This is a genomic window from Alicyclobacillus shizuokensis NBRC 103103, assembly GCF_001552255.1.
Classification (GTDB): Bacteria; Bacillota; Bacilli; order Alicyclobacillales; family Alicyclobacillaceae; genus Alicyclobacillus_G; species Alicyclobacillus_G shizuokensis.
Genome location: NZ_BCQV01000010.1, coordinates 1 through 24291, shown reverse-complemented (window position 1 = coordinate 24291; position 24291 = coordinate 1). Strand labels below are relative to the sequence as shown.

The following is a 24291-nucleotide window of genomic DNA, read 5'->3' as shown; positions in this document are numbered from 1 at the left end:
CCTAGTCGTGACGCGGCTTCCCGGTTCTCGCCGGGGAGCCGCTCTTTCGTTCCACCCACACCTGCGCCCATGATGTGGGGATCCCCGGTACGGCCGTGAAACCATGAATCTCCGGTTGGACCACGTACTGAAGCAACGGATAGCCAATCGGTACAATCACAGCGTCCTTTATGATTTTTGCGCTGACCTTTTGGTACAGCTGTGCCCGCCTCTGTGGACTGGCCGATGACTCCGCGGCAGCCAGCCAATGATCGATTTGTGTGCGATGGTACTGTGTCGGATTCAGTGCCGGTGGATTGTCTGACTGGAACAATTCTAGAAAGTCATCCGCGTCTGGCAGGTCTTCACGCCAGCCCTCGAAAAAGAGTCCTACTTGGCCGGTCTCCTGAGCACGCAGGAACTTAGTAAAGGAAACACGGCGCTGCTTGACCTCAAAGCCTGCCTCGGTGAGCATTTGCCCGATTTTGCTGACAATCGCGGACTGTCCGTCGCCGCTGGACGACCACAGGCTCACCCGGACACGGTGCCCGTGACCGGACTGTTTCACGAGCGACTTGGCCTTGCCGAGGTCAAACGGAACAAGCTTCGCGCTGATCCCCTCTTGGTCTGCCGTCTCCGGCGGGAGGAGACCGGTTGCTGCTGTCAACGATCCGCTATCCCGAGCTAGAGCAGTCCGGTCCACGGCGTACGCTATGGCTCTCCGGACATCCACATCCGTGAATGGTTTTTTCTTCACATTCATCCCCAGATACCAGACCGTGTCCCCAGGCTTGACCGCAGCAGCGGATCGCAAAGCCGGATGGGATTTCAGACTCCGCCAGGAGGCCGGCGAGATGCGATTGTCCGCCAACAGGCTCGGGGCAATCCACGCCACCAGCCCCTGTTCATAGTCGATGGCAGCCAGGTCCGGATCGCGCACTGGGTGCAGAACCACCTCCTGCAAATAGGGCAAGTGACTCCCCCACCGGTCCGTGCGCCAATAGTGGGGATTGCGGCGAAACACCCAGCGCTTTGCACTTATACGAACCGGCTGAAACGGCCCGCTCCCCATCTGCAGCCCCATTGCGTGGCCCAAGCTGGGCTTGCCCGCCTCATCCACAGCGGACAGAAACGGTAATGACAGAATATCAAGAAAATCGTCCTGGGCCTTCGACAAGTGAAACACCAGCGTATAGGGCGATTGCACCTTCACACCGGCAATCGATTTGGATTTTCCGTTGTAAAATTCGGGCGCCCCGTCAATAGTGAAGAAAAAACTGGGAGCTGGGCAGGGATGGGGCTTCAACTTCCGGTTGAGGACGCGTTTCAATTCGTCGACGAATGACTGCGCCGTAACCGCGTCCCCGTTCCAGAAATGCATGCCCTTGCGCAGGTGGAATGTGTAGGTCCGCCCGTCCTTGGAGACGGTCCAGGACTGTGCGGCCATGGGGACCACCTTGTGCGAGTCGGCATCGTAGGTGACCAGTTGATCATAAAGCTGGCGCACCAACGGCTGCGATACAGGATCGAAGGCACTGGCTGGATCCAAATCAACCTTCTCTGCCAGCACATCGAGGGAGATAGAACCTCCCGCCCGCGGCCGCGTCGGCGAGGATGCCTTCACGGCTACGGCGGAATCGGCCTTACTCTTGGGGGCACCGCTTGGCGCCTGATGCCAAGCAGCTTCTACAGCTGCTGCGGCCGCAGCCACGACGGAGCCGATCATCCACCATCCTCTCCCTGCCCGTTTCATGGCACGCCCTCCCGACTCATGGTCCTCATGGCTACTCTATTAACCGCGGTGATAGATTATGACTCACCGCTCGCTCGCCCAAGACATCCATGCATAAATACCGTCGCGGGCGGCTATGCTACCGGCCATGATACGACCGAGACTGCGTGCTGTGATGCTCATGGCAACGGTGGTTGCAGACATGGTGGGCTATAGCCGAGCGACGGAGGCGCAGGCCCATCCATACGCGGAACGCCGCAGCGTCGAGGCGGCCGTGGCGGCGTTTGCGTCCATCCAGGACGCTGACGTCGATTCCACCCCACATCAGACACTGGAGAATTTTACTTTGACCGCCTACGCTCTGGACCCGGGGTCGACCGGAAAACGTCCGGGAACACGCGGCTTTGGCATCACCGCCAGCGGCACTCGGGCGACGGCATTCCGAACGATTGCGGTCGATCCGTCCGTAATCCAGATAGGGAGTTATGTTTACATCGAGGGGATTGGCTGGCGCGTGGCCGAAGATACGGGGGGAGCCATACGCGGCCGACGCATCGACGTCCTGCTGCCATCCACCCAAGAGGCGATCCGTTTTGGTGTGCGCCGCCACGTGCGCGTATACATATTACCGCCAGCAAACATCAAATCGGGATAAGGCATATCCCTCACAGACCTCGTTCGCGTTGTATATAGGCCTGCATCTGCTCGACGTACTCAAGCAGCATCGGGCTGTACTCCCGCGCTGCCTGCTCCACTCGCCGCGGATCCAGGACAAGATAATGGCGGACCAAGTCCTGCCGCAGGTTCAAGGCGCCGGTGAAGCGCTCAAACCACTCCCGCTTGAGCACCCCTTCTTCCATCAATACACGCAGGATGTCCACATATCCGCCCGGCTCACGCATAACCAGCGCGTCAATCAACTCATTGGCGGCGTCCGTCACGCATTCTATCCCCACATGTAGGGCCCGCTCCGCCGCCCACCGCGTTTCCGGCTGTTCACTCCATCCCGCCGGCCGTTCGGACAACCCCTGCAGCCACCGGGCGCGTTCCGCCACGGCTTGCAGACACTGCTCAATCCGAGCCAGCGATGCGTCTGTAAGAAACACCAAGCATCCCTCCGCTCTTGTGTCCCGCGACGATAGACGCCACGGCATCATCCAGCCTATGCCAATCCTCCAGAAGTTCCATCCATATCAGTTTTCTCAGGACTGCCGTTACAGTATAATAGCGATAGTGGGCGAACGAATACCAGGATTGTGCCACCTCTGCCGGGAGTCCATAGAGGTCGTGAATGATGATGGTCGTAAGACCTATTCTGTATCGTACCCATGATCTCGGGAGCCGCGCAAGCGGATCGGCTGCCTCAAAGCCTGGGCGCAGTCGGTTGTAGAGTGTGCGCGTGAAGGTCATGGGTTTTTGCCACGCCGTCGGGATACACCATGAAGGTGGAAGGCAGAGTCATTCTGGAGGAGTGAAAGACAAAATGTTGGAGCAACTTTCGTGGAAAGTTGGCGGTCAACAAGGAGAAGGCGTGGAGAGTACCGGCGAGACGTTCGCCATTGCGCTAAACCGCCAAGGGTATTATGTGTATTCATTCCGTCATTTTTCGTCTCGCATCAAAGGCGGTCATTCCAACGACAAGGTCCGTGTCAGCCTCAAGCAATATCGCTCGATTGCCGATTATACCGACGTTTTGTTGGCCTTCGACCAAGAGAGCATTGACGTGAACGTCCAAGAGGTGCGGCAAGGCGGCGTTGTGATCGCCGACAGCAAATTCAACCCCACCGCCCCAGAGCACGTGCGGTTATTTTCCATCCCGTTAACCAAGATAGCCGAAGAATGTGGATCGGCCATCATGAAGAACATGGTCTCCCTCGGGGCTTCGGCCTGTCTGCTCGGTCTTCCCATCAACACCTTTCGGGAAGTCGTGGAAGAACGGTTCCTGCGCAAAGGCCAGCGGATCGTCGATCAAAATATGGAGGCCATCTCCCGTGGATTTAACTATATGAGAGAGTTGGGCGGTGCCGATCCGCAGTTCGCCCTGCGTCCGGCGGATGGTACGAGACGGCTATTCATGATGGGCAACGAGGCGCTCGGTCTTGGCGCCTTGGCGGCGGGAGCGCGCGTCATGCCGGCCTATCCCATCACACCGGCATCCGATGTCATGGAATATCTGATTAAACAGTTTCCGAAGGTGGGCGGTGTGGTTGTCCAAACGGAGGATGAGATTGCGGCCATCAACATGACCATTGGGGCCGCCTACGGTGGGGCCCGGGCTTTCACCTGCACGGCCGGCCCTGGTTTGTCGCTGATGATGGAGGCGATAGGTCTGGCCGGAATGACGGAAACCCCGGTCGTCATCATTGACACGCAGCGCGGCGGCCCGTCCACAGGTCTGCCGACCAAGCAGGAACAGTCCGATATGTTGGCCGCATTGTTTGGCACACATGGGGAAATCCCGAAAATTGTCCTCAATCCCGCGACCACCGAAGAGTGTTTCACCGTCGTAGGCAAGGCGTTCAACCTCGCGGAACGGTATCAATGCCCCGTCATCATCATGACGGACCTGCAGCTGTCGCTCAGCAAACAGACGACCGAGCCGCTGCGCCTGGAAGATGTGGTCATCGACCGCGGCGCGGTGGCCAGTGAAGAAGACCTGGCGGCGGCAGCGGGCGGCGAATTCCCCCGCTATCGATTAACCGACAGCGGCGTGTCCAGACGTGTGTTCCCAGGCACTAAAGGTGGCCTGCACCACGTCACAGGCGTGGAACACATGGAGACAGGACGCCCGAACGAGACGGCCGGCAACCGCAAACAGATGATGGAGAAGCGCATGCGCAAGCTGCAAGGCGTGGAGATCGAAGACAGTGTCGTGAGGACCGGTGACGAATCCCCAGATATCGCCATTGTGGGCATCGGATCGAACATCGGGGCGATTGCAGAGGCCAAGGAGTGGCTGCAACGGGACGGCCTCAAGGTGGCCCATGTGCACATCCACGCCATTCTGCCGTTCCCGAAACGTCAGCTACAGGCAGCCCTCTCCGGCGCTAAGCAGGTCGTGGTGGTCGAAAACAACGCCACAGCGCAGCTTCGCCACCTCATGTCCTTCTTCGGTGTGGATTGTCCAAACGCACACAGCTTTCTCAAATACAACGGGCAGGCCATCCTGCCGGTGGAGATCTACGAGTTCTGCAAGGAGATGAATTGAAGTGGCAACGGTAAAAGACTTCCGCAACAACGTCCGGCCCAACTGGTGCCCGGGATGCGGCGATTTCTCTGTCCAAGCGTCCATACAGCGCGCTTTGGCGGCCTTGGGCAAGGAGCCGCACGAGGTGGCGATTGTGTCCGGCATCGGCTGTTCCGGGCGCATTTCCGGATACATTAACACGTACGGATTCCACGGCGTGCATGGGAGGGCTTTGCCTGCCGCACAAGGACTGAAGCTCGCCAACCGCCATCTGACGGTTATCGCCGCCGGCGGTGACGGCGACGGGTTCGGCATCGGTCTCAACCACTTCATGCATGCGGTCCGTCGCAACATGGACATCACCTACATTGTCATGGACAACCAGATCTATGGGTTGACCAAGGGGCAGCACTCCCCTACCAGTGCGCACGGCTTTGAGGCCAAGACAACCCCGCAGGGCAACATCGAGAACGCCATCATCCCCACGCAGGTGGCATTGGGCGCCGGTATCGGATTTTTGGCACAGGGTTTTTCCAGCGACGTGAATCAATTGGTTCAACTGATTGAACAGGCGATTCAGTACCGTGGGTTTGCGCTGGTCAACGTGTTCAGTCCCTGCGTTACGTACAACAAGATCAACACCTACGACTGGTTCCGCGAGCATGTGTACAACCTGGACCAGGTACCGGATTACGATCCGACGGACCGCGCGGCAGCCATGCAAATGGTCGTGAAGACGGGAGGACTGGCCACGGGATTGATTTACCGGGACGACTCGCGGGTACCCTACGAAGACCAGATCCCGGGCTACCCCGAGCGAGCCTTGGTCGAGGAGGACCTCACCCTCAGCGGAGAGATTTTCCAGAATGCGCTGAAGCAATTTGCGTGACCAAGCGACAGGGCGGGCGTCTAATTCATTCGCCTGCCCTGGTTTCGCAGCTAAGCCAGGTGGGATTTCGCGAGGCTCAATTTAGTCGGATTCATAAGGGATGAGACGGGATCTCAGGAGAGGAAATAACTGAACGTATACACGGTCCTTCAGCACGGGGCTGACGGCTTGGTCTTGCTGGATTCGCTCCGGGTCGGGCAGTTTTCCCAGCCGCACGGCCACCGTCTCGCTCGTATCCGGCTTGGTTTGCCAGCGGAGGACCTCCGCCCAATAGACCCATTTGTACCATGGACCTCCGGTCGGTTGTGGAATTTGATACTCAGCCAACCACGTCAGTTTCTCGATTACGGCTCCGGATTCTTCCCACGTCTCGCGTCGAGCCGCCGCATGGGCTGACTCGCCCGGCTCACACTTTCCGCCCGGCACCTCCCAACCACGCTGCGGGTGTTGAACCCACACGATGAAACCCTGGTACACTGGGAAGACCAACACCGCGTGTGGACGTTTCACAGAGGGACGGTTCAGCCGAACATCGACGGCCTGTCGCCAGGTTGAATCTCCGTGCATCACTGCCATCGCTTCCTTTCGTGATCACGAGAAGGCGGCGCTGCCGGGGAGGTGCCTCCCAGACGGCAGCGCTTCATCCATACTCGCGCTGAGGAGGACATCGATCATGACATCCGTTCCGGACGAGGCTTTCCGTTCCGTTACCGTCCCAGAGAACACATTCTTGCGCCGCAAAGAGTCATACGAATACACGACGGCGGACAACATTTACGACATCGAGTTGTTCGCCAACCAAGACGGCACCTACTACGCAATCGGCGTCCCGCGGGAGGGTAGCCGTCTCGTGGTATATGGAAGCCGGGAATTGCCGTCGGCCCAAGAAGCATTGCAGGAGCTGCTGGACAAAATCCACCGACAGGCCTAGATCTGCGCGCGACAAGAGAACGCACACGCTGCTTCACCACCACTTGCCAAACACAATCCCTATGATCACGCCGATGGCTGCCCCCACTAGAACCTCCCGAGGTTCGTGCCCGAGGATTTCCTTGAGCCGTTCACCCTCCGACGTCGCGGACGGTTCCAGATAAATGCCGGAGCGGGCAATCTCCATCGCCAAGCGGTTCAACAGGACTGCGTGTTCACCTGCATGGCGGCGGATGCCCCCGGCATCGTACATGACAATCGCAGTGAATACGACCGCCGTCGCGAACACAGGCGAAGACGGCCCGACCACACAGGCCAATGTGGTGGTCAAGGCCGCCACGCCCGCAGCGTGGGCACTCGGCATGCCTCCCGCGTCCACAACTTTATGCAGGTTCCACTCACGGTGCTGCAAATACTCTATCGGCACCTTCAGCACCTGAGCAAACACGATGGCGCTGATGGCCGCCATCAGTGGAGCATTCTGCCATAATCCGATTAGGAAATTTTGTATATGCTCGCTCATAGCCTCAACTCAATCGTTTTGAATCAATTCCACTGTCGCCTTGCTAGGCGTTTGACCAGTTCCACCAGCAAGGCCACGCCGTGATCAAAATCCTGCTGAGGATACACCGCCGCATGACTGTGGATGTAACGCGTCGGATAGCCGGACGCACCATGTGCATCGCACAGGGCTCGAATCATGTCGATGCGCGCCGTTTGACTCATTCCGACTGGTCCTCCTCACACTGACGTCCGGGTAGACAAACCTATCTTCATCCTACCACACCATGTCGCCTGCGACGACCGCTGGTCAACCGACGACACATGCACCATGGAGACGATTCCCCCATATCATAACAGTGCCCGCAGCGATTGACGAACTCCGCCAGACAGGAGGTGATGCGAATTGATACACGTGGCCCCGCTGCTCCTGGACGACTGCACTTTTATACAGATTGAGGTGCAGCTGCCAAAGACCAACCTTCTGATGATCCAATGCGAACAAGGATACGTGATGTGTGGAGCATTGGACATACGTTTGCTGCGTGAGCAACTAGCGTCCCGCAACATTGTGGCGGCCAGAGCCACCGGGGTGCGCACCTTGGATGAACTGCTGAACGGACAGGTGGAATCATGCACTCAGGCGGCGGAAGCGTTGGGCATCACGGCCGGGATGCCTGTGCGCGAAGCTCTTTTGCGCATGTACAAAGCAGCACTGTAATCCCGTCCAGCGGCATTCTCAAGTACGCTATGCATCAACGGCTGCGCAGTTGATCCAGACGAATGGCCCGTTTGTGAACCGTATGCGCCCACTTCCGGTTGCCTTTGGTAAAATAGGCCTGCAGAACCACAGGACCCCACGTCCAGAGAAAGAACGGAAGAATGATGAGACCAAAATAAGCCCGCCAATTCACCCGTTCCAGCAACAGCGCCAGAGGCATCTGCAGGTACAAAAACACGTTCACGCCGACCCAGAACTGAGTGGGCAGCAAGGACGTCACATGGGACAACGGCGTGGTATGCGGCGTGACCTGCAACAGCATCATCAGCGAAGTCAAGAACAAGATAAGAAACCGCATGGGCTGGAACAAATAGATGCCCGCGTCAATCTTCGCGAAGTCGCGCTCGCGAATGCCCGCCTTAATCAACGGCCACATGTGCTGGCGGGCGCAATGAAAGTGGCCCTGCATCCACCGCAGCCGCTGTCTGGCGGAGGCAAGGATGGTTGTCGGTTTCTCGTCGTACACCTTGGCATCGTGATCCCATATAGGCAAAATGCCCCGCTCCACGCAGCGCACGCCGAATTCCAGGTCCTCGGTCAGACCGGTGGCTCCCCAGCCCATCTCGCGCAACAGACCCACGTCGATACACAGCCCCGTCCCACCCAGCGAACAGGAGAGACCCAGGTTCTGACGGGCATTTTGCCACATCCGGTTACTGAACCAATAGGAGATGGCCATAGACACGCTGACCCATGTGTCAAATGGGTTCTTCACCCCTAAATAACCCTGAATCACTTTATGGCCTTCGCACAAGCGCTGGTTCATGCGGCGCAGAAAATCGTGGGCCACCAGATTGTCCGCATCGACCATCACGACGGCGTCGTATTGAACGGGCCCTTTCCACAACCGCTCCAGCATCCATTCAATCGCGTAGCCCTTGCCACGGTTTTCTTCGTGATGACGAACATGCACCAAGGCTCCGTGTCGCTCGGCGACCTCGCGGGTATGATCCGTACAGTGATCCGCTATCACATGTATGTCAACCAATCGGCGAGGATAGTCTTGGTCCATCAAACTATCGACCAGCGGACCTATTACACGCTCCTCATTGTGGGCCGGAATGATAACCGCGAAACGCTTCTGCGGGTGAAAAGTGATGGGTCGTTTGCGATGCCACACGCCAAACAGGGAAGTCAGGATTTGATACACGCCAATGACGCCCGTGAACAGCTGCATCAATAGGTACAAAGTATTCAATATAATATGCACCAGGGACACGGTCTTATCCCTCAGCTTTCCTGTAGGATGACCCACGCTACCTCATTTTGAGGAGATTCGGCCTCGCTGTCAACGAATGCGGACCACCCCTTGCCCTCACCTCGTCCTCATCTTTCACAGTTTTGTTTCATTCATGTATGATGGTGCCGAAACGACTCACTCTCGTTCTCGGTATGCTGAAAGACGGATGACGAACGTGACCATACACGAGCACAATTCTGAGGAGGCGCCGAATGATCCCACAACTTGACATTTTTGTAACCTATTACGGCTTGTCCGCCATTTTCGTCCTCATGACCCTGGAAAGTTTGTGTATCCCCATTCCCAGCGAAGTTGTCATGTCCTTTGCCGGGTACCTGGTCTACAGAGGCCATTTGCCGCTCCTTGGTGTTATCGTCATCGCGACCCTGGCAAACCTCGTCGGCAGTTGGCTGGCCTACCTCATCGGGGTCTATGGGGGCCGAGCGTTCATTCTCAGGTGGGGCCGCTACGTCCTGCTCAACGAAGCGCATCTCCAGCGGGCAGAAACGTGGTTCGCCCGCCACGGAAGCCTTTCCGTCTGCATCGGGCGGGTCCTCCCCGGCGTACGCACCTTCATCTCGCTGCCAGCCGGCATCGGACGCATGCCGTTGGCGCGGTTTTTCTTATTTTCCGCCATCGGTTCTTGGATCTGGAACACAGCGCTCACTGTGTTTGGCTACCAGCTCGGAAAACACTGGGAACTCGTGGACATCTACCTCAAGCCGCTGACCGTGCTCGGAGCCGTGGTGCTCATCGCTGGCGTGCTCTGGTACTGGTTTGGCCGCAGCAGGACTACCCGGCGGCATTCCGCGCGCCAAACGGAGCATCGACCGTGATGGTCGGATTTGTTCCTCTCCCAGACATAACGTCTCAGGTCGGCATGTCCAGGCCCAGGATGGACCGAACCCGCATACACATCGAGTCCTGTCCGCCTATCATCTCTTTCGGTAAAAACAGTCGATATTCCATGTCAGGAACCAACGAACGGACGATGCGCGACTGCCGGCTCAGTTCGGTCACCGTGCCGGTCGGTTCCAGGAGAGCGATGCCCTCGCCGCGATAGAGATATCCGGCGATGGCCGATTGTCTGCCGCAAATATAATAGTCGGGATGAAATCCCAAGGCGCGCGCCGCCGTCCGCAGCGCCGCCCACTGCTCAGGCGTGGGCTCGTCTCGCACCACTGCTGCGAACAGCTGCCGGTTCAAAAACCGGGTGGACAAATCGGCCAAGATGACGTCGTCCGCATGGGACCACAGGCGGAAGGCGTACAGCAGCGTCGATTCATCCATGGCCATGTAATCGGCGACCGACACTTCCTCCTCCCCTTCTCCGAGCAGGACGATGAACTCCCGCGGGATGTCCGCCAACCGGCCCTCCTGCCAGAGCTCCGAAGCTCGGCGCAAAATTTGTCCCACCAGCACATCACTGCCCACGGTGACCGGATGCAGGTAGACCTGGGTGTACATAAAATAGCGGGCGAAGATGTATTGCTCGGCAGTGTGCAGCCCACTCGCCTTCAACAGCACCTGCCCGTCCCGCAACGTCAAGGAACGAATCAACCGAGCCAGCTCAAAACGACCGTAGGAAACGCCCGTCATGAGCGCGTCCCGCAACAGATAATCCATCCTATCCACGTCCAACTGGCTGCTGATCAACTGCTGGATATACGCGTGTTGCCCCGATTTTTGCAGAATGCCCACGAGGTCGCTCGCAAACTGGGCATCAATGCTGGACAGCACCGACTGCAGTTCCGGGTCCTCCAGCAGAATGCGGCGCGTCCAATGCTCATGATGCACGGGAAAAATCGTTTCAAAGGTGTGCGAGAACGGACCATGCCCAATGTCATGCAGCAAAGCGGCGGCCAAGGCGAGTTTCCTGTCACGCTCTTCGCCCGGCCAACCGCATTCTTCTTGCAGGTATCGCAACACCCGGCGCATGGTTTCGTATGCGCCCAGCGAGTGGGTAAAGCGGCTGTGTTCAGCGCCGTGAAACGTTAAATAGGATGTGCCGAGCTGGCGGATGCGGCGCAGCCGCTGTACCGCCGCCGTATTGATGAGCCGCCAAATCCACGGGTCCTCGACGAGGATTTCGTCGTGAACCGGGTCTTTCAACACCTTCACGAACCGAGACAGGTGTGTCCACCTCCCTGAAAAAACTGGTGAAAAAAAAGGCCCGTAGACCGGGCCCTGAATGTGGCCGTCAGGCACAACTTCCAGGCTGTCCCGCCTCTGTGGCAGTCCGGAAGCTGGATCCACAGCCGCAAATCGAAGTCGCATTCGGGTTTTCAATCCGAAATCCTTGTCCGCTGAAGTCATCGACGAAATCCACTTGGGAGCCGTCAATGAGGCGTTCACTGTCTTTGTCGACGGCCACCTGAATGCCCTGAATCTCATACACCAAGTCGTTCGGCTGCGGTTGATCCAGCGCCATTCCGTAGCTGAAACCTGTACACCCGCCGGGCTTCACAAAAATGCGCAGGGTTTGCTCGTCCGGACCCATGTCCGCCATCAACTCACGCAATTTGCTTACAGCGGCATCCGTTAAGGTCACCATGACTGCATACCTCCCTGTCAGCCCCATTATACCCCCAATTCGCGAACGAAAGCGAGAACCTCGTCCGCATGCCCGTCCACCTTCACCTTCGGATACACCTTGGCAATGCGCCCGTCACTGTCGATGACGAAGGTGGTGCGCTCAATGCCAAACACCTTCTTGCCGAACATCTGCTTCTCTTTCAGCACGCCGTAGGCTGCACACACCGCGCCATCTGCGTCCGACAGCAGCGGCATCGGCAGTGCATGCTTTTCCGCGAAGCGCTCGTGGGAACGCAGCGAGTCCCGGGAGATGCCGTACACGTCGGCCCCGGCGGCCGCGAACTCCGTGGCCAAGTCGCGGAACGAACACGCCTCCCGCGTGCAGCCCGGTGTCTGATCCTTCGGATAGAAGAACAGGACCACCTGTTTCCCTCTCAGATTCGAGAGTGTGACCGACTCTCCGGTATGAGAAGGAAGGGTAAAATCGGGAGCCAAATCCCCGACCTGTACATCGGCCATCGAGCTTACACCTCCCGTACGACTTTGATGAACCGGATCTCCGGGTCATCCGGGCCTTGAACCGGCAGCCCCGCCCTAAGGTTTTCCTCAATATAATCGATGTTGTCCTGAGTGATCACCTCACCGGGCAACAAAACCGGAATCCCCGGCGGGTACACCATAATCATCTCGGCAATCGTCCGTCCGACCGCCGCAGCCAGCGGAACCACCTCGGTCGGCGCGTAAAAGGCGGCCCGCGGAGACATTTTTAATTTCGGCAGCGAAGGCACCTGCACCTTGAGAGCTGGATGCGGCTTCTGGCTGCACCCTTGAGCAATCCGCGACAGGGCATCCACCAACTGGTCGATGTCCTCCTCCGTGTCACCCCAGGATATGATGCACAAGATGTTATACAGGTCGCTCAGTTCCACTTCAATATTGAACTGTTCGCGCAGCATGCGCTCTACGTCATAGCCGCGCAAGCCCAGGTCCTTGACGCAGATGGTCAATTTTGTTGGATCCATGGCATACGTGGCGCTGTCACGCAAAATCTCTCCGCCTACGCAGTATATGCCAGGAATTCCGGCCAACTGCCGCCGCGCGTAGCGGGCGAGCTGCAAGGCACGTTCCACCCGTTCACGTCCATGCAGAGCCAACTGTTTGCGGGCCGCATCCAGAGACGCCAGCAGCAGATAGGAGGTCGAAGTTGTGGTCAACATGCTGAAAATCACCTGCACGTGCCTGGGGTCGACCAGGCCCTGGCGCACATTGAGCACACTTGACTGGGTCATCGATCCCCCCAGCTTGTGCACACTGGTGGCGGCCATATCCGCCCCCGCCTGCATGGCCGAGGGAGGCAGGCTCTCGTGAAAGTGTGTGTGTACACCGTGCGCCTCATCGACCAGCACAGGAATGCCCCGTTCATGCGCCAGCTCTACGATCCGAACGAGGTCTGCTGCCACGCCAAAATACGTTGGATTGATGACCAACAGGGCCTTGGCCTCCGGATGATTGATCAGCGCCTGCTCCACGGTCTCCACGGACACCCCGTGCGCGATACCCAAGTCGACATCGACCTCGGGCGCCAGGAATACCGGCCGCGCGTCGGCCAACATGATGGCAGTCAGGACGGACTTGTGCACGTTGCGCGGCACCAAGATCACGTCTCCTGGGCCAACCACAGATAAAACCATGGTCATGATGGCCGTACTTGTACCTTGTACCGAAAAGAATGTCACGTCGGCTCCAAACGCCGCGGCGGCCAGTTCCTGCGCTTGGCGAATGGCGCCTGTCGGGTGATGAAGGTCGTCCAACGGTGCGATATTGATCAGGTCCAAGGACAGGGCGCGGTCCCCAAGAAAGTGCTGAAACCGCGACTCCATGCCGCGTCCTTGCTTGTGGCCCGGAATATGAAACTGAATCGGATGCCTCTGGATATGCTCCAACAACGCATCAAACAGCGGTGTCTGATCCTGGTCGAGACGCCCTTCCCGCGACTTAGGTGTGTCCTTGACAGAGACCACCGCTGCGCCGATATCCGTCAATCGATTTCCCCCCAACACGTTGCTGATGGATAATTAGGAGTTGCTTGCACTGCCCGCGCCTGATTCACCCTCCGCCTCTCCGGCCGCAAAGGCGGACAGAAACTCTGGGCTGGCTGCCTGCCATAAATCTGGGCGCAGACCTTTTAGGAAATCCCGCAGACGGATGCGCTCCTTCTCAGGCATGTCGCGAATGTCAACCCAGCCTTTGACCGCGTATCCCATCTTGTTCACGGATTCCGCCAATGACTTGTACCCAACCTTCGCTTCCCCGTCAATGTCTATCGGAAATGCCTGCAAACCGTAATACCCTTGGACCTTGCCCTGGCCGCCGGGAGTGTCGAAACGATGCAAGGTCACCCAGCAAATCCAGGCCCGTCGTGGATTGGGAACCTCGTCCCGGTTATTGACAAAGCGAATGCCCCGCTCGATTCCGCTCTTGGCATGGATGGCACCGTTGTCCACGAAGACCCGATCTCCATCGATAATCACGGCTGACATCCCGCGCATCTGGTTGTCAGCGCTCGGCTTCGGACGGCTCGTCAACCGCAACAGCTCCATCTGTGCCACCTCCACAATCAGAGTCGAACTATGGGATTCCCCATGCATTGTACCCCCTGCGACGGCCGTTGCGCCACACCCTGTGGACAGCTGGATGTCCATGCATGTTCACCGAACTTCGGGGAATTGTAAAGAACAGCCAAGAAGAAAGCAGGGGATGGTTGGATGAGTAAGTTCAGAGTCTTTGTCTCCGCTGCCGTGGCTCTTGGCCTCATCAGTCCCACGGCCGCGTATGCCGCTCCGACTGTGGACAACACCCAGGAACCAGCCAGTATCCGCGTGGCAATCCGAGAGAACAATCCCAACGGAGAACCGGACCCGCGGGGACGTATTGTTTGGGTGCAGAGCGTGCCGTTTTACCAATACTGTGAAGACGTCCTGCCCAACGAATGGATGCCGTCCTGGCACTCCGAGTCACTGAAAGCGGGCGCGATGGCCATAAAAATGTTTGCCTGGTACCATCATCTGCACCCAATCACCATTGACGGCTTCACGTTTGACGTGGACAACACCACGAATTTTCAAACCTTCCGTTATCTATCACGGCAGCCAGACACCAACCGCGCGGTCACGTCCATCCGTCGCTACGCCTACGTCAAGCCGAACGGAGAGATTATCGAGCTCAACTATCGCGCCGGTATTCCGAATGACCCCAACTGGCAATACCGCAACGCCCAGAAGATGGCTCAATGGGGCAGCCAATACTGGGCCCAGCGCGGCCGCAATTACATTCAGATCCTGCAGTTTTATTATCAGCAACGCGCATTACGGCAGGTCCGCGCATAGCAAAGGAGGCTGACCATGATGAAGCCGCAGCGACATTTGTTCCCATCGGTTGCCCGCAGGATCACGTCGGCATGCGTGATCGCCGCCGTCTTGACACCGCACATCACCGCCCAGGCCACGACACCGTCTGAGCCAGGCCAACACAGCGTCCCCGTGCAACAGCCGGGCACGTCATCGAGAGACCGATTGGATCCATACGCCCCATGGCCTACGGCGCGTCTGCGCGTGCACGTCATCGACGGCCGGACCCTGCAGCCGCTGCCCGGCGCTGAGGTGGTCCTGGTAGAAACGGAGCAGCGGTTGCGCACAGACGCCAACGGCTATACCCCATGGTTTGATGCGCCCGTCATTCGCAACCCGCGCTTTCGTCCGCTGGTGGCAGAACTGCACGGGCAACTGACGGTTATCGCCTACAAGAACGGGTATCGCGATTCCATTCACATGGGCATCCGCACGCACGAAGGAATGGACTCCGAAGCCACGGTGTGGATGTACAAGATTGGACCGGAGGACCGGCGGATTGAGCCGGTGTTGTACCAGGTGCCGTATCACCATCTTTGGCTGATTGAACTCGTGGATAGGTTCCGCAGGAACTCCCAGCTGGGGGAAGGCTGGCAAGACCCTAATCGCTAGATGAGAGGTGCGGACGCGGCCCGAGAAGCCCCGCCGCGTCCAATCAGGAAGGTTCATCCCCCGCGTGGCTGGTCTCGGGACGGGCGGTCTCCTCCGCCAGCCAGGCTACAACACCGGTGTCATCACCGGCCACGCGCGGATCCTCACGGTGACCAGGCCAACTCGCCAGCGATTGCAGCGCCTCCTGCTGCGAATGATAGATCCGATGGAACCTGTAACCACTAGGATAGCGCGGGCAGTTCTCAATGACAATCTGCCACTGCCCTTCGCCGACCTGGTGCACCGCGTAAGGAAGTCCATGAATTTCCCGCATCGGCACGCCGCGGACCTGAAACACTCCCTCTCCCTCCTCCCGCTGAAACCGGTGTTTTCCTCCCCGGTAAAGAGAAGGTGAAGGTAGTATGTCCGGCAGCGCCCTGTCCCATGTCCGACCGCCGCCGTTTCTCACGCAAAGCGGAGCCTCTTCTGTCGCAGGGAGATGCTCAGGACTATGCCCACGCACAGATAGTTGACAAGCACGGAAGTACCCCCATAGCTGACGAACGGCAGCGTAATCCCGGTGGACGGGCTGAGGTACACATCCATGCCAATGTTCTCGAACACCTGGAAGGCGAACATGCCCACAAACCCGACGGCCAGATACACGCCGAACGGTTCCTGTGCAATGGCCGCCACCTTCACCAGCCGATACACAAGGATAAGGAACAAAAACACCAGTACGCTGCCACCGACAAAGCCGAACTCATCACCAATCAAGGAAAAGATGTAGTCTGTCTCCTGATTCGGAACATGGCCGGTCAGGGTGCCGTTCAGCCAGCCTTCGCCAAACACCTGGCCGCTGCCAATCGCGATTTGCGCCCAGTGCACGTTATAGCCCGTATGCTGCAAGTCGTACTTCGGATCCAACCAGGTGAGAATCCTGTCCGCCTGGTAACTCTGCAGCAAATGATGCTTGACCAAGACGTCGTTGACAAAGTGCGCGGACTGAGAGGGATGGTCAAGCGCTATGCCGCAGATGACCACCAAGCCCAACAAGACCAAGGTGAGCAGCGTCAGGTATATACGAGTAGTGAAGACAACGTACATGGTCATGAAAATGGCAAACATGACCAGCGCCTGGCCGAGAGCCGGCTCCTTGAGCGTCAACCCAAACGGAATCAGCAGAATCAAGGCCAGCGCCGGCAAGTGGCGCAGGCCGTATTGCGGATGTTCCGATTCCTCCACCTTGGCCATGTAATGAGCCAAGAGAACAATCATGCTCACTTTCGCCAGCTCTGAGGGCTGCAGCTGAAAACCGCCCCCCAGCGGAATCCAGGCCTGGGCCCCGTTTATCGCCGGCATCTGGAACACGACCAACAACAGCAGGGTCGTGCATGCATACAGGGGCCATCGTACTTTGCGCAGCGTCCGATAGTCGAAAAACAGGGCCGTCACCACCATGACTACGAGCCCCAGAACCTCGAAAATGGCTTGCTTCAACCAGTCGGCGTGCAGACCATGAAGGGGTAGGTTTCTTGCCAGCGCATAGGAATATAAGGAGGCACAGCTGCAGGCGGCCAGCACCACCAGCACCCCCACCAGAATCCAGTCCATTCGACGCAGCGACTTTTGCATGATATGCGGTTGGTCTCCTTTATCCCGATTCAAAATCCATGGCCGCTGTGCAGCGTTCGGCCTTCAGCACTGCCGGAGGAACCGCCCCAAAATCTCGTTCGCTTGCCCAACAGTACCACTCCTCCAATTATAGCGAAACGTGCCGGGAACCGCAGTGAACAATCTGTGCATGCGCCGCGCCCTAAGTGGCAAATGCCCCATAAACTGCAGGCGAACGCGGAAAGGGGTAGTTGCTTATGGTTACGCATCGACACGTACGAAAGTTGCTTGGGCAGCCGGTGCAGTGCCACACCATTTTCGGCACCTTCCACGGTGTAGTCATTCATTGCAGCAAACACCACATCATCCTGGGAGCAGTCAAACACCCGTTGCCCGTGCAGAAACTCGCCTATCGGCCTTATCCTATGGGGCCCTGGGGTGGTGGACCAGGCATGCCGGGCGGAGGCTGGCACATCGCCATCCCGCTGGCCGCCATTCTCGGCATCACAGCGATTGGCCTGCACTGGTGGTGAAACGGATCGCCCTAAGGCTGGAACAATGTGCCACAATGCAGGAGAACAGCGTTTCCCGGTGCCGGCAGGGAATTCTTCAGCCTGTGTCGAACAAGCAAAGTCGGAATACCGTTGTCGATTCCTGGCTGAAGAAGGTGATCGCATGGAAAGCCAGCGCCATCAACCGGACTACGTCCTGTTTTTCACCATCGTCCTGCTCTGCGCTGTGGGCGTGGTCACCATCTTTTCAGCCAGCATGCCGGCCGCTCTGCACTATAGCGCGACGCATCCGAAGACGCCCATCTCCGCCGCTAACATGGCCATACGCCAACTGGCGGCGGCGGGGATTGGCCTCATCGTCCTCAGTGTTCTCATGCACTGGGTGCACTACGAACAGTGGTACCGCAGGGCGGTGCTGCTGCTCCTGATCAACTTCGCGCTGCTGGGAATGGTGCTGATCCCCGGCATCGGTCACGTCTCCGGCGGCAGCCGTCGTTGGTTCGGCAGCGGCTCCTTTCACATCCAACCGTCTGAGATTGCCATCGTTCTCAGCGTCATATACCTCGCATACTTTTTTACTCGGAAAGTTGTCCTCCTCGACGACTTTCGATTGGGTTTGCGGCCCGCATTGATGGTCATCGCGCTGGAAGTCCTGCTGGTGTTGGCGGAACCGGACATGGGTACCGCGCTCACCCTGTTGGCCACCAGCCTGTCGGTCGTCTTCGCGTCGGGTGTCCGTCTGCGGCGGCTGCTCGTGCTGGGATTGATCATGATTCCGGTGATACTTGCCGCGGCGTACCTGTCCTCCTATCGATCCGACCGGATGAGCGCTTGGTTGAACCCGTTCGCGGACCCAGGCATCACAGGCTACCAAGTGCTGCAGGGCTGGACAGCGATGGCCAGCGGCGGGTGGTTCGGCCGCGGTTTCGGCATGGGTATCGCTCAGACCGGGTACCTCCCGGTGCCACAGGCGGACTTCATTTTTCCCGTTTTTGTCGAAGAATGGGGGTTTGTCGGCGGCGTCACCCTGCTGGTCGCCTTTGGGGTGTTGGCGTGGCGGGGATTCGCCATCGCTCGCAAGGCTCCAAATCGTTTTTCCGCTCTGACGGCCGTCGGTCTGACCAGCATGATCGTGATTAAGGCGTTCATCAACCTGGGCGCGGTGACCGGCATCCTGCCGGTTACTGGCGTGCCCCTGCCGTTTATCAGCTACGGCGGTACGTCCTTGGTTGTCAACCTGACGGCGATGGGCATCCTCTTGAACATTTCCCGCTATACCTTGGATGAAGAGCCCGACGCCGACCAACTCGCCGATGTCATCTGGGTCGAGGAAGCGCGCGCCGAACTCGCCCAGGCAAAACGCCGAGAGCGCACGACGCCCGCCTTTTCCGCCGGATACACAGGCACGCCTCGAAACCGCAGCCGAGGCGCCAGCGTGACCCCGCTGCGCCCCAAGCGGCTGCGAGGCGAAACCCCGCACCGCGAAAGCTGGCGTTCGCGCCAGGAGATGGCCGCAAGCATCAGTCCCAGAGAGCGGGAACGAGGCCGTCGCGACCCGGTGATTGTCTCCTGGCGGGAGCGTTCCCGCAGTCAAGCGAACTCACCCAAGCCGCGCAAGGGCCGAAAGCCGAACAGAAAGGAGCGTGACTAAATGAGAAATCCTGCTTATCTTGTGGACATGGGCAATGGCGTCTGGCAGATTGACCTGTTGGAACAAGGGTTGCGCGGTCGGACCGGGGCCTACGTCATCCTTGACGAGCAGGTTACCGTGATCGAGACGGGGGCCGCCAACTGCCAAGAACAACTGTGGCAGGGTTTGCAGGAACTAGGTGTGCGGCCGGATCATGTGGCATACGTGATTGTCACCCACGTGCACCTGGATCACGCTGGCGGGGCTGGCCAAACGATGGCCAAGGCCGCGAACGCCAAGCTTGTCGTCCACCCGCGCGGCGCCAGGCACATGGCTCAGCCGTCCCGCCTCTGGCAGGGGGCGAGCGAGGTTTACGGATCGAACGTGGAACGCCTGTTTGGCCGCCCCGAAGCCGTCCCAGAGGAGCGCATCATCATCCGCGAGCACGGCGACACATTGAACATTGGCCGGCGTACCCTCACCTTCTTCGACTCCCCCGGGCATGCCAAACACCACTTCACCATTTTAGATCCGTTGTCGGACGCGCTGTTTGCCGGCGACGCGGTGGGCATACGCTACCGCACCTTGTTCACTGGTTGGGAATTTGAGTGGGTGATGCCCTCCACTTCCCCTGTGGATTTTGATCCCGAGGCCGTTCACAACACGATGAGGATGCTGCGCGGCGTGCCTTTTCAATGGGTCTATCATACCCATTTCGGGCGCTCTCCCAAGGAGGAGGCGATAGCCGGAACCCTGCGCGGGGCGCAGGCTATGGCCGACTTGATAGACAGGTTATATTATCCCGGCATCACGGTGGATCCGGTGGCGGAGGCGCTGCGGGAATGGGTCAAGCACGACCTGGCCGCGCAGGGACACAACATCGGCGACGTCCGCGTCCTCGACATTGATATCATCCTGGACGCGATGGGGCTGTTGATATATGCGGAGAAGCGCCGCCGCGACCGCCAGAGCGAATAGCACCAGCCCCCGACCGGCGGCCGGAGCGGAGCGCCCCTCTCATCAGCAACGTCCGGCGGACCGGCCGAAGGGAAGCCGCACCAGGGCCCGATGCACCACCTGTCCGGCTGGGCGCTCGGAGGCAAACAGGGCGAGCGCATTCACGGGCATGCAAAATCCCGCATCGGGGAAACCCGGATGGCGAAGCCAGTCCGTCGGAAACGGTCGGTGAAGATCACGCGCCAGGGTGATGTGGGCTTGAAACGGCCGGTCGTCGATAACGAGACCCAGGTCCGCCCGCAGCCCCGCCGCCAGGCGATGATGCACCCGGGCGAACTCGGCTGCGCAGGCGGGCGGTGTGCCGGCCCACAAAATGCGATTACGCCAGAACATGCCCAATCGATCAACCGTGAGCACCACCGCCTGCTCCTCCGCCAACATATACGTGGAGGCAGCGGCCACCGCGTCGACGTCGGTCTCAGGCACCTCACCGAGAAACAACACCGTCATGTGCAGCAAGGGCGCGCGCGTCCAGCGCGCCGTCACCCCCCATGCCCGCAGCCGATCCTGCCAACGGCGCAGCGTCTCCTTCGCCGCCGCGTCCAACTCCACACCGATGAACAGGCGTGCCACCGCCGTCACCCGGTTGCCCTACGGGCGATGAGCTGGTCATACGCCGGCTTGTCAAAACCGACGATCACCTCGCCGTCCGCGATGACAATGGGGCGTTTGAACAGCTTCCCATCGGTGGTCAGTTTGTCAATCCACTCCTGCTCCGTGAATTGAGCGTCCTTCAAGCCGAGCTCGCGAAAACGTGTGCCGCGTCGATTGAGAAACGGCTCCACCCCTTGGCCCAGCGCCTCCACCCAGCGGCGCACCTGCTCTGCCGTCGGAGGCTTGTCCACCAGATCCTGAAACTCCACGTTGATGCCGTGTTCCTTCAGGTATTTATGAGCGTTCCGGCAAGTGGAACAACGGCGATATCCAAAAAACTCCATGTCGACCCCTCCTTCATTCCTTGCTCAATTCTCAGCCAGCGCCTTCTGTTCAAGATACGGTCTCCAGCAGCACCTGTACAACCCGGGCAAGCCCCGCCGCATCCTGGGCGTCAAAACGCCCCGTGCGAGGACTGTCGACATCCAGGACGCCCAGCAACTGCCCCCGATGAAGCATGGGCACCACCACTTCCGAGCGAGAAGCGGCGTCGCAGGCGATGTGGCCGGGAAAAGCGTGGACATCCTCCACCACCACCGGTTCCCGCCGCGCCGCCGCCGTTCCACAGACCCCTTTCCCGTGCGGGATGCGCACGCAGGCGGGCTTGCCTTGAAATGGCCCCAACACCAACTCCCCGTCGCCCTCGCTCCATAAGTAGAATCCAACCCAATTGATATCCTGCAGGTGCAGATTCAGCAGCGCCGACAGATTGCTCAGATTGGCGATCCAGTTGCTCTCTCCCGCCAACAGGTGCTTCGCCTGCTGGACCACATCCTGGTAAAATGCCTCTTTCGAAGAACGATCCACTTTCACTTCCTGAAACATGGCCACGCCTCCGTTCTTCCTCCACCGGCGCCCAGGTACAGGTCATCGACGCGTTCCCGGCACATGGTATAGTATAATCCAGAAAGCGGTCAGACGGGCCAAGGCAGTCCTTTCGGTCCGAACCTGGAGTCGCCGCGTGTGCAAGGAGTGGACAGCGTGCTCGGAATCTGGGTGGGAAAACTGATAGAACTCGTCCTGCGCTTGGTCGGCCGCCGGGCAACCAGCCTGCCCGGCAAGTGGGCGCTCTGCGTATCCCCGGGACTGCTGACGAAATTGGGGCGACAGCTGGAGCGCTGCATTGTGGTCACAGGCACCAACGGCAAAACCACGACCACATCGCTCTTGGCCAGCATGATGCGGCAAGAAGGCCCCATTGTCACAAATGCGGAAGGAGCCAACATGCGGCAGGGGTTGGCGGCGGCGCTCATCAAACACACGGACTGGCGGGGCCGCCTGCGGGCCAAGACCGCGGTGCTGGAGATTGACGAGGCTACTCTGCCGCTGGTCGCGGACTGTTTTCCGATTCGCGTCGCGGCGGTGACCAATGTGTTCCGGGATCAACTCGACCGCTACGGAGAGTTGGACAGCACCATGCAGAAAATCATCGAGGGCCTGGCGGCCACGGAAGCGGTCCTTATTCTCAACGGGGACGATCCGCTCGCGCGCCGCATTGGGTTGGGCCATCCTGGCCGCGTACTGTACTTCGGTTTGGACGAGCGTCACCTGAGCACGCAACCGCGCGAACAGATGCGCGACGGCGCGTTTTGCCTGGAATGCGGAGCGCGCCTAGACTATGAAGGCTTTTTCTACGGGCAACTGGGCGTGTATCGCTGTCCTCACGGTGATTTCTTCCGGCCGCACCCGGACTTTCGAGCCAGCATTGAGGGGTCTACACTGCACCTGCAGGAGCCCGGTCAACCGGACGTCGCGTTTCGCCTGCCTGTGCGCGGATTGTTCAACATCTACAACGCCCTGTGCGCCATCGCCGCCGCTCGGGTCTGCGGACTCGGGCGCGGACCGATTCAGCAGGGGCTGGACGCTTTTCATCCCCCTCTGGGCCGCATGCAGGTATTCCGTACGGATCCAGAGTCTATCCTCAATTTGATCAAGAATCCGACCGGATGCGACAGTGTGCTGCAGGCCATTTGCCACGAATCGGCGCCCAAAGTCGTGTTGATTGCCATCAACGACCTCGCGGCCGACGGGAGGGACGTCTCTTGGTTGTGGGACGCAGACTTCGAACTGCTGGCCGAGGCCGGGCGCGTGCTCGGTGTGGTGACCACCGGTCTGCGCGGCGAGGATATGGCCCTGCGGCTGAAATACGCAGGCTACCCTGTGAAGCAGATGCAGGTGAAGCCGGACCTGGACGAGGCGGTGGAAGCGAGTCTGTCGCTGGCCCATCAGCTTGGGGGCGCGCCCGTCTATGTGCTCTGCACCTACACGGCCCTGTATCCGATGGCAGAACGCTTGCAACGAAAGGTGAACCGGTACTCCCATGAAACTGCGTATCGCACATCTGTATCCTGACCTGCTCAACCTGTACGCAGACAAGGGCAACATCCGTGTCTTGACGCAGCGCTGCCGCTGGCGTGGCGTGGACGTTGAAGTCATCCCCGTGCTGTCCGGCGAACGGCCGCGCTTCGAGGAGTACCATTTGGTCTTGCTCGGGGGCGGATCGGACAGAGAACAGGAATTGGTGGCGCATACCCTGGTCAAGCACCGGTCGGACTGGCAGCACGCAGTGGCCGCCGGCTTACCCGTGCTGGCCGTGTGCGGCGGATACCAGCTGCTCGGACATTACTACCAATTGTCCAACGGCCGTAAGGTAGAGGGACTCGAATTGCTTGACCTCGCCACCCACGCCGGCCACCCACGGCTGACCGGCAACATCGCCATTGACGCCGGAGAGGAACTGGGCACCATCGTCGGATTCGAGAACCATGGCGGGCGCACCGAGCATGCCCATGAGCCCCTGGGCAAGGTGCTGAAGGGGCACGGCAACAACGGCCGCGACGGCCTGGAGGGCGTGCGTTGGCAAAATGTCATCGGCACGTACATCCATGGTCCCCTGCTACCCAAGAATCCACGCTTGGCCGACCACATCCTGCGGCTGGCGATGGACTACGCCGGCATGCCCACTCTGCTCCAACCGCTGGATGACGAGTGGGAACAGGCGGCCCACGACGCCTTTCTGGAACGCCGCCTGGAACTGCCGCGGGTGTAGCTGACAGCCGGCGCCGCGGACGGGCGACCCCCCCCCCCCCCCC

Annotated in this window: 29 protein-coding genes; 13 read left to right on the top strand and 16 right to left on the bottom strand. The window is 59.3% G+C overall.

All coding sequences use genetic code 11. The features are described from left to right. Window position 1 precedes the first annotated feature (1 nt). On the bottom strand, window positions 2-1732 hold the full coding sequence (locus tag ASH01S_RS05350) for an ABC transporter substrate-binding protein (protein WP_083516842.1): 1731 nt from the start codon (window positions 1730-1732) through the stop codon (window positions 2-4). Window positions 1733-1859: 127 nt separating this feature from the next. Here ASH01S_RS05350 and ASH01S_RS19470 point away from each other — a divergent pair, with 127 nt between their 5' ends. Then, entirely contained in the window at window positions 1860-2366 is a 507-nt protein-coding gene (locus tag ASH01S_RS19470) for a 3D domain-containing protein (RefSeq protein WP_281178195.1), read from the top strand. A gap of 10 nt (window positions 2367-2376) precedes the next feature. On the opposite strand, the gene ASH01S_RS05340 is transcribed toward ASH01S_RS19470, so the two are convergent. Continuing rightward, window positions 2377-2817: a DUF86 domain-containing protein gene (locus ASH01S_RS05340; protein ID WP_067924766.1), complete on the bottom strand. Its 441-nt coding sequence runs from the start codon at window positions 2815-2817 to the stop codon at window positions 2377-2379. Between the two features lie 377 nt (window positions 2818-3194). Between ASH01S_RS05340 and ASH01S_RS05335 the strand changes: the two genes are divergently transcribed. Both ASH01S_RS05335 and ASH01S_RS05330 read left to right on the top strand, forming a co-directional pair. Beyond that, the gene (locus ASH01S_RS05335; RefSeq protein ID WP_067924758.1) at window positions 3195-4919 is read left to right on the top strand and encodes a 2-oxoacid:acceptor oxidoreductase subunit alpha; all 1725 of its coding nucleotides are present in this window, start codon (window positions 3195-3197) and stop codon (window positions 4917-4919) included. A 1-nt stretch (window position 4920) separates the two neighbouring features. Beyond that, on the top strand, window positions 4921-5787 hold the full coding sequence (locus tag ASH01S_RS05330; RefSeq protein ID WP_067924756.1) for a 2-oxoacid:ferredoxin oxidoreductase subunit beta: 867 nt from the start codon (window positions 4921-4923) through the stop codon (window positions 5785-5787). An 81-nt stretch (window positions 5788-5868) separates the two neighbouring features. On the opposite strand, the gene ASH01S_RS05325 is transcribed toward ASH01S_RS05330, so the two are convergent. Continuing rightward, a complete protein-coding gene (locus tag ASH01S_RS05325) occupies window positions 5869-6354 on the bottom strand; it encodes an NUDIX domain-containing protein (protein WP_245628940.1) in 486 nt (161 codons plus the stop codon). Between the two features lie 106 nt (window positions 6355-6460). Here ASH01S_RS05325 and ASH01S_RS05320 point away from each other — a divergent pair, with 106 nt between their 5' ends. Beyond that, window positions 6461-6718 carry a hypothetical protein gene (locus tag ASH01S_RS05320; protein WP_067924751.1) on the top strand — a complete coding sequence of 86 codons (258 nt, stop codon included), beginning with the start codon at window positions 6461-6463 and terminating at the stop codon, window positions 6716-6718. A gap of 33 nt (window positions 6719-6751) precedes the next feature. Here the strand turns inward: ASH01S_RS05320 and ASH01S_RS05315 are convergent, their stop codons facing one another. Both ASH01S_RS05315 and ASH01S_RS05310 read right to left on the bottom strand, forming a co-directional pair. After that, window positions 6752-7186: a divergent PAP2 family protein gene (locus ASH01S_RS05315; protein WP_245628939.1), complete on the bottom strand. Its 435-nt coding sequence runs from the start codon at window positions 7184-7186 to the stop codon at window positions 6752-6754. A gap of 77 nt (window positions 7187-7263) precedes the next feature. After that, window positions 7264-7443 (bottom strand): hypothetical protein, encoded by a 180-nt coding sequence (locus tag ASH01S_RS05310; RefSeq protein WP_067924745.1) that lies wholly within the window; start codon window positions 7441-7443, stop codon window positions 7264-7266. A gap of 181 nt (window positions 7444-7624) precedes the next feature. Between ASH01S_RS05310 and ASH01S_RS05305 the strand changes: the two genes are divergently transcribed. Next, window positions 7625-7939, top strand: a complete 315-nt coding sequence (locus ASH01S_RS05305; protein ID WP_067924740.1) for a YunC family protein — start codon at window positions 7625-7627, stop codon at window positions 7937-7939. A gap of 34 nt (window positions 7940-7973) precedes the next feature. Here the strand turns inward: ASH01S_RS05305 and ASH01S_RS05300 are convergent, their stop codons facing one another. After that, window positions 7974-9176, bottom strand: coding sequence for a glycosyltransferase family 2 protein (locus ASH01S_RS05300; RefSeq protein ID WP_174520720.1), 1203 nt, complete (start codon window positions 9174-9176; stop codon window positions 7974-7976). Between the two features lie 275 nt (window positions 9177-9451). Between ASH01S_RS05300 and ASH01S_RS05295 the strand changes: the two genes are divergently transcribed. Then, entirely contained in the window at window positions 9452-10075 is a 624-nt protein-coding gene (locus ASH01S_RS05295) for a DedA family protein (RefSeq protein WP_067924735.1), read from the top strand. A 34-nt stretch (window positions 10076-10109) separates the two neighbouring features. On the opposite strand, the gene ASH01S_RS05290 is transcribed toward ASH01S_RS05295, so the two are convergent. The 5 genes from ASH01S_RS05290 to ASH01S_RS05270 all read right to left on the bottom strand — a co-directional run bounded on the left by ASH01S_RS05290 (window position 10110) and on the right by ASH01S_RS05270 (window position 14374). Beyond that, window positions 10110-11360, bottom strand: coding sequence for an HD domain-containing protein (locus ASH01S_RS05290; RefSeq protein ID WP_245628938.1), 1251 nt, complete (start codon window positions 11358-11360; stop codon window positions 10110-10112). Between the two features lie 79 nt (window positions 11361-11439). Next, entirely contained in the window at window positions 11440-11793 is a 354-nt protein-coding gene (locus ASH01S_RS05285; RefSeq protein ID WP_067924732.1) for a HesB/IscA family protein, read from the bottom strand. A 26-nt stretch (window positions 11794-11819) separates the two neighbouring features. Continuing rightward, window positions 11820-12293, bottom strand: a complete 474-nt coding sequence (gene bcp / locus ASH01S_RS05280) for a thioredoxin-dependent thiol peroxidase (protein WP_067924729.1) — start codon at window positions 12291-12293, stop codon at window positions 11820-11822. 5 nt (window positions 12294-12298) lie between these two features. Further along, window positions 12299-13807, bottom strand: a complete 1509-nt coding sequence (locus tag ASH01S_RS05275) for an aminotransferase class I/II-fold pyridoxal phosphate-dependent enzyme (protein ID WP_281178198.1) — start codon at window positions 13805-13807, stop codon at window positions 12299-12301. A 42-nt stretch (window positions 13808-13849) separates the two neighbouring features. Next, window positions 13850-14374, bottom strand: a complete 525-nt coding sequence (locus tag ASH01S_RS05270; protein ID WP_067924726.1) for a YwhD family protein — start codon at window positions 14372-14374, stop codon at window positions 13850-13852. Between the two features lie 165 nt (window positions 14375-14539). Between ASH01S_RS05270 and ASH01S_RS05265 the strand changes: the two genes are divergently transcribed. After that, entirely contained in the window at window positions 14540-15160 is a 621-nt protein-coding gene (locus tag ASH01S_RS05265; RefSeq protein ID WP_083516837.1) for a SpoIID/LytB domain-containing protein, read from the top strand. An 18-nt stretch (window positions 15161-15178) separates the two neighbouring features. Next, window positions 15179-15793: a peptidase associated/transthyretin-like domain-containing protein gene (locus tag ASH01S_RS05260; RefSeq protein WP_245628937.1), complete on the top strand. Its 615-nt coding sequence runs from the start codon at window positions 15179-15181 to the stop codon at window positions 15791-15793. Window positions 15794-15836: 43 nt separating this feature from the next. Here ASH01S_RS05260 and ASH01S_RS05255 read toward each other — a convergent pair whose 3' ends face one another. Continuing rightward, window positions 15837-16130: a hypothetical protein gene (locus ASH01S_RS05255; protein ID WP_067924724.1), complete on the bottom strand. Its 294-nt coding sequence runs from the start codon at window positions 16128-16130 to the stop codon at window positions 15837-15839. A gap of 107 nt (window positions 16131-16237) precedes the next feature. Continuing rightward, complete coding sequence (locus ASH01S_RS05250; RefSeq protein ID WP_067924721.1) at window positions 16238-17407, bottom strand: FtsW/RodA/SpoVE family cell cycle protein; 1170 nt, start codon at window positions 17405-17407, stop codon at window positions 16238-16240. A gap of 236 nt (window positions 17408-17643) precedes the next feature. Here ASH01S_RS05250 and ASH01S_RS05245 point away from each other — a divergent pair, with 236 nt between their 5' ends. The 3 genes from ASH01S_RS05245 to ASH01S_RS05235 all read left to right on the top strand — a co-directional run bounded on the left by ASH01S_RS05245 (window position 17644) and on the right by ASH01S_RS05235 (window position 20506). After that, window positions 17644-17919 (top strand): hypothetical protein, encoded by a 276-nt coding sequence (locus ASH01S_RS05245; protein ID WP_067924718.1) that lies wholly within the window; start codon window positions 17644-17646, stop codon window positions 17917-17919. Between the two features lie 142 nt (window positions 17920-18061). Next, window positions 18062-19549 carry an FtsW/RodA/SpoVE family cell cycle protein gene (locus tag ASH01S_RS05240; RefSeq protein ID WP_067924715.1) on the top strand — a complete coding sequence of 496 codons (1488 nt, stop codon included), beginning with the start codon at window positions 18062-18064 and terminating at the stop codon, window positions 19547-19549. Next, entirely contained in the window at window positions 19550-20506 is a 957-nt protein-coding gene (locus ASH01S_RS05235) for an MBL fold metallo-hydrolase (RefSeq protein ID WP_067924713.1), read from the top strand. It begins immediately after the preceding gene. 42 nt (window positions 20507-20548) lie between these two features. Here ASH01S_RS05235 and thpR read toward each other — a convergent pair whose 3' ends face one another. From thpR to msrC, 3 genes are read right to left on the bottom strand one after another with little or no spacing between them, the layout of a single operon-like run. Further along, the gene (gene thpR / locus ASH01S_RS05230) at window positions 20549-21127 is read right to left on the bottom strand and encodes an RNA 2',3'-cyclic phosphodiesterase (RefSeq protein WP_067924710.1); all 579 of its coding nucleotides are present in this window, start codon (window positions 21125-21127) and stop codon (window positions 20549-20551) included. After that, window positions 21124-21483: an arsenate reductase family protein gene (locus ASH01S_RS05225; protein WP_067924708.1), complete on the bottom strand. Its 360-nt coding sequence runs from the start codon at window positions 21481-21483 to the stop codon at window positions 21124-21126. The genes thpR and ASH01S_RS05225 overlap by 4 nt, the downstream gene beginning before the upstream one ends. Window positions 21484-21532: 49 nt before the next feature. Next, window positions 21533-22024, bottom strand: coding sequence for a free L-methionine (R)-S-oxide reductase MsrC (gene msrC, locus ASH01S_RS05220; RefSeq protein WP_067924705.1), 492 nt, complete (start codon window positions 22022-22024; stop codon window positions 21533-21535). A 138-nt stretch (window positions 22025-22162) separates the two neighbouring features. Between msrC and ASH01S_RS05215 the strand changes: the two genes are divergently transcribed. Together ASH01S_RS05215 and ASH01S_RS05210 are read left to right on the top strand one after the other, a co-directional pair. Then, window positions 22163-23551, top strand: a complete 1389-nt coding sequence (locus ASH01S_RS05215) for a Mur ligase family protein (protein ID WP_245628936.1) — start codon at window positions 22163-22165, stop codon at window positions 23549-23551. After that, complete coding sequence (locus ASH01S_RS05210) at window positions 23520-24248, top strand: type 1 glutamine amidotransferase (RefSeq protein ID WP_067924702.1); 729 nt, start codon at window positions 23520-23522, stop codon at window positions 24246-24248. The genes ASH01S_RS05215 and ASH01S_RS05210 overlap by 32 nt, the downstream gene beginning before the upstream one ends. Window positions 24249-24291 lie beyond the last annotated feature (43 nt).

Bases quoted from the DNA above. Each gene is read 5' to 3' on its own strand.
- ASH01S_RS05235 (WP_067924713.1), top strand. From the start codon at position 19,550: ATGAGAAATCCTGCTTATCTTGTGGACATGGGCAATGGCGTCTGGCAG.
- ASH01S_RS05250 (WP_067924721.1), bottom strand. From the start codon at position 17,407: ATGCAAAAGTCGCTGCGTCGAATGGACTGGATTCTGGTGGGGGTGCTG.
- ASH01S_RS05350 (WP_083516842.1), bottom strand. From the start codon at position 1,732: ATGAAACGGGCAGGGAGAGGATGGTGGATGATCGGCTCCGTCGTGGCT.
- ASH01S_RS05225 (WP_067924708.1), bottom strand. From the start codon at position 21,483: ATGGAGTTTTTTGGATATCGCCGTTGTTCCACTTGCCGGAACGCTCAT.
- ASH01S_RS05285 (WP_067924732.1), bottom strand. From the start codon at position 11,793: ATGGTGACCTTAACGGATGCCGCTGTAAGCAAATTGCGTGAGTTGATG.
- ASH01S_RS05335 (WP_067924758.1), top strand. From the start codon at position 3,195: ATGTTGGAGCAACTTTCGTGGAAAGTTGGCGGTCAACAAGGAGAAGGC.
- ASH01S_RS05260 (WP_245628937.1), top strand. From the start codon at position 15,179: ATGAAGCCGCAGCGACATTTGTTCCCATCGGTTGCCCGCAGGATCACG.
- ASH01S_RS05210 (WP_067924702.1), top strand. From the start codon at position 23,520: ATGAAACTGCGTATCGCACATCTGTATCCTGACCTGCTCAACCTGTAC.
- ASH01S_RS05295 (WP_067924735.1), top strand. From the start codon at position 9,452: ATGATCCCACAACTTGACATTTTTGTAACCTATTACGGCTTGTCCGCC.
- ASH01S_RS05300 (WP_174520720.1), bottom strand. From the start codon at position 9,176: ATGCAGCTGTTCACGGGCGTCATTGGCGTGTATCAAATCCTGACTTCC.
- ASH01S_RS19470 (WP_281178195.1), top strand. From the start codon at position 1,860: ATGATACGACCGAGACTGCGTGCTGTGATGCTCATGGCAACGGTGGTT.
- ASH01S_RS05265 (WP_083516837.1), top strand. From the start codon at position 14,540: ATGAGTAAGTTCAGAGTCTTTGTCTCCGCTGCCGTGGCTCTTGGCCTC.
- ASH01S_RS05315 (WP_245628939.1), bottom strand. From the start codon at position 7,186: ATGGCGGCCATCAGCGCCATCGTGTTTGCTCAGGTGCTGAAGGTGCCG.
- ASH01S_RS05240 (WP_067924715.1), top strand. From the start codon at position 18,062: ATGGAAAGCCAGCGCCATCAACCGGACTACGTCCTGTTTTTCACCATC.
- ASH01S_RS05320 (WP_067924751.1), top strand. From the start codon at position 6,461: ATGACATCCGTTCCGGACGAGGCTTTCCGTTCCGTTACCGTCCCAGAG.
- ASH01S_RS05270 (WP_067924726.1), bottom strand. From the start codon at position 14,374: ATGGAGCTGTTGCGGTTGACGAGCCGTCCGAAGCCGAGCGCTGACAAC.
- ASH01S_RS05245 (WP_067924718.1), top strand. From the start codon at position 17,644: ATGGTTACGCATCGACACGTACGAAAGTTGCTTGGGCAGCCGGTGCAG.
- msrC (WP_067924705.1), bottom strand. From the start codon at position 22,024: ATGTTTCAGGAAGTGAAAGTGGATCGTTCTTCGAAAGAGGCATTTTAC.
- bcp (WP_067924729.1), bottom strand. From the start codon at position 12,293: ATGGCCGATGTACAGGTCGGGGATTTGGCTCCCGATTTTACCCTTCCT.
- ASH01S_RS05325 (WP_245628940.1), bottom strand. From the start codon at position 6,354: ATGCACGGAGATTCAACCTGGCGACAGGCCGTCGATGTTCGGCTGAAC.
- ASH01S_RS05310 (WP_067924745.1), bottom strand. From the start codon at position 7,443: ATGAGTCAAACGGCGCGCATCGACATGATTCGAGCCCTGTGCGATGCA.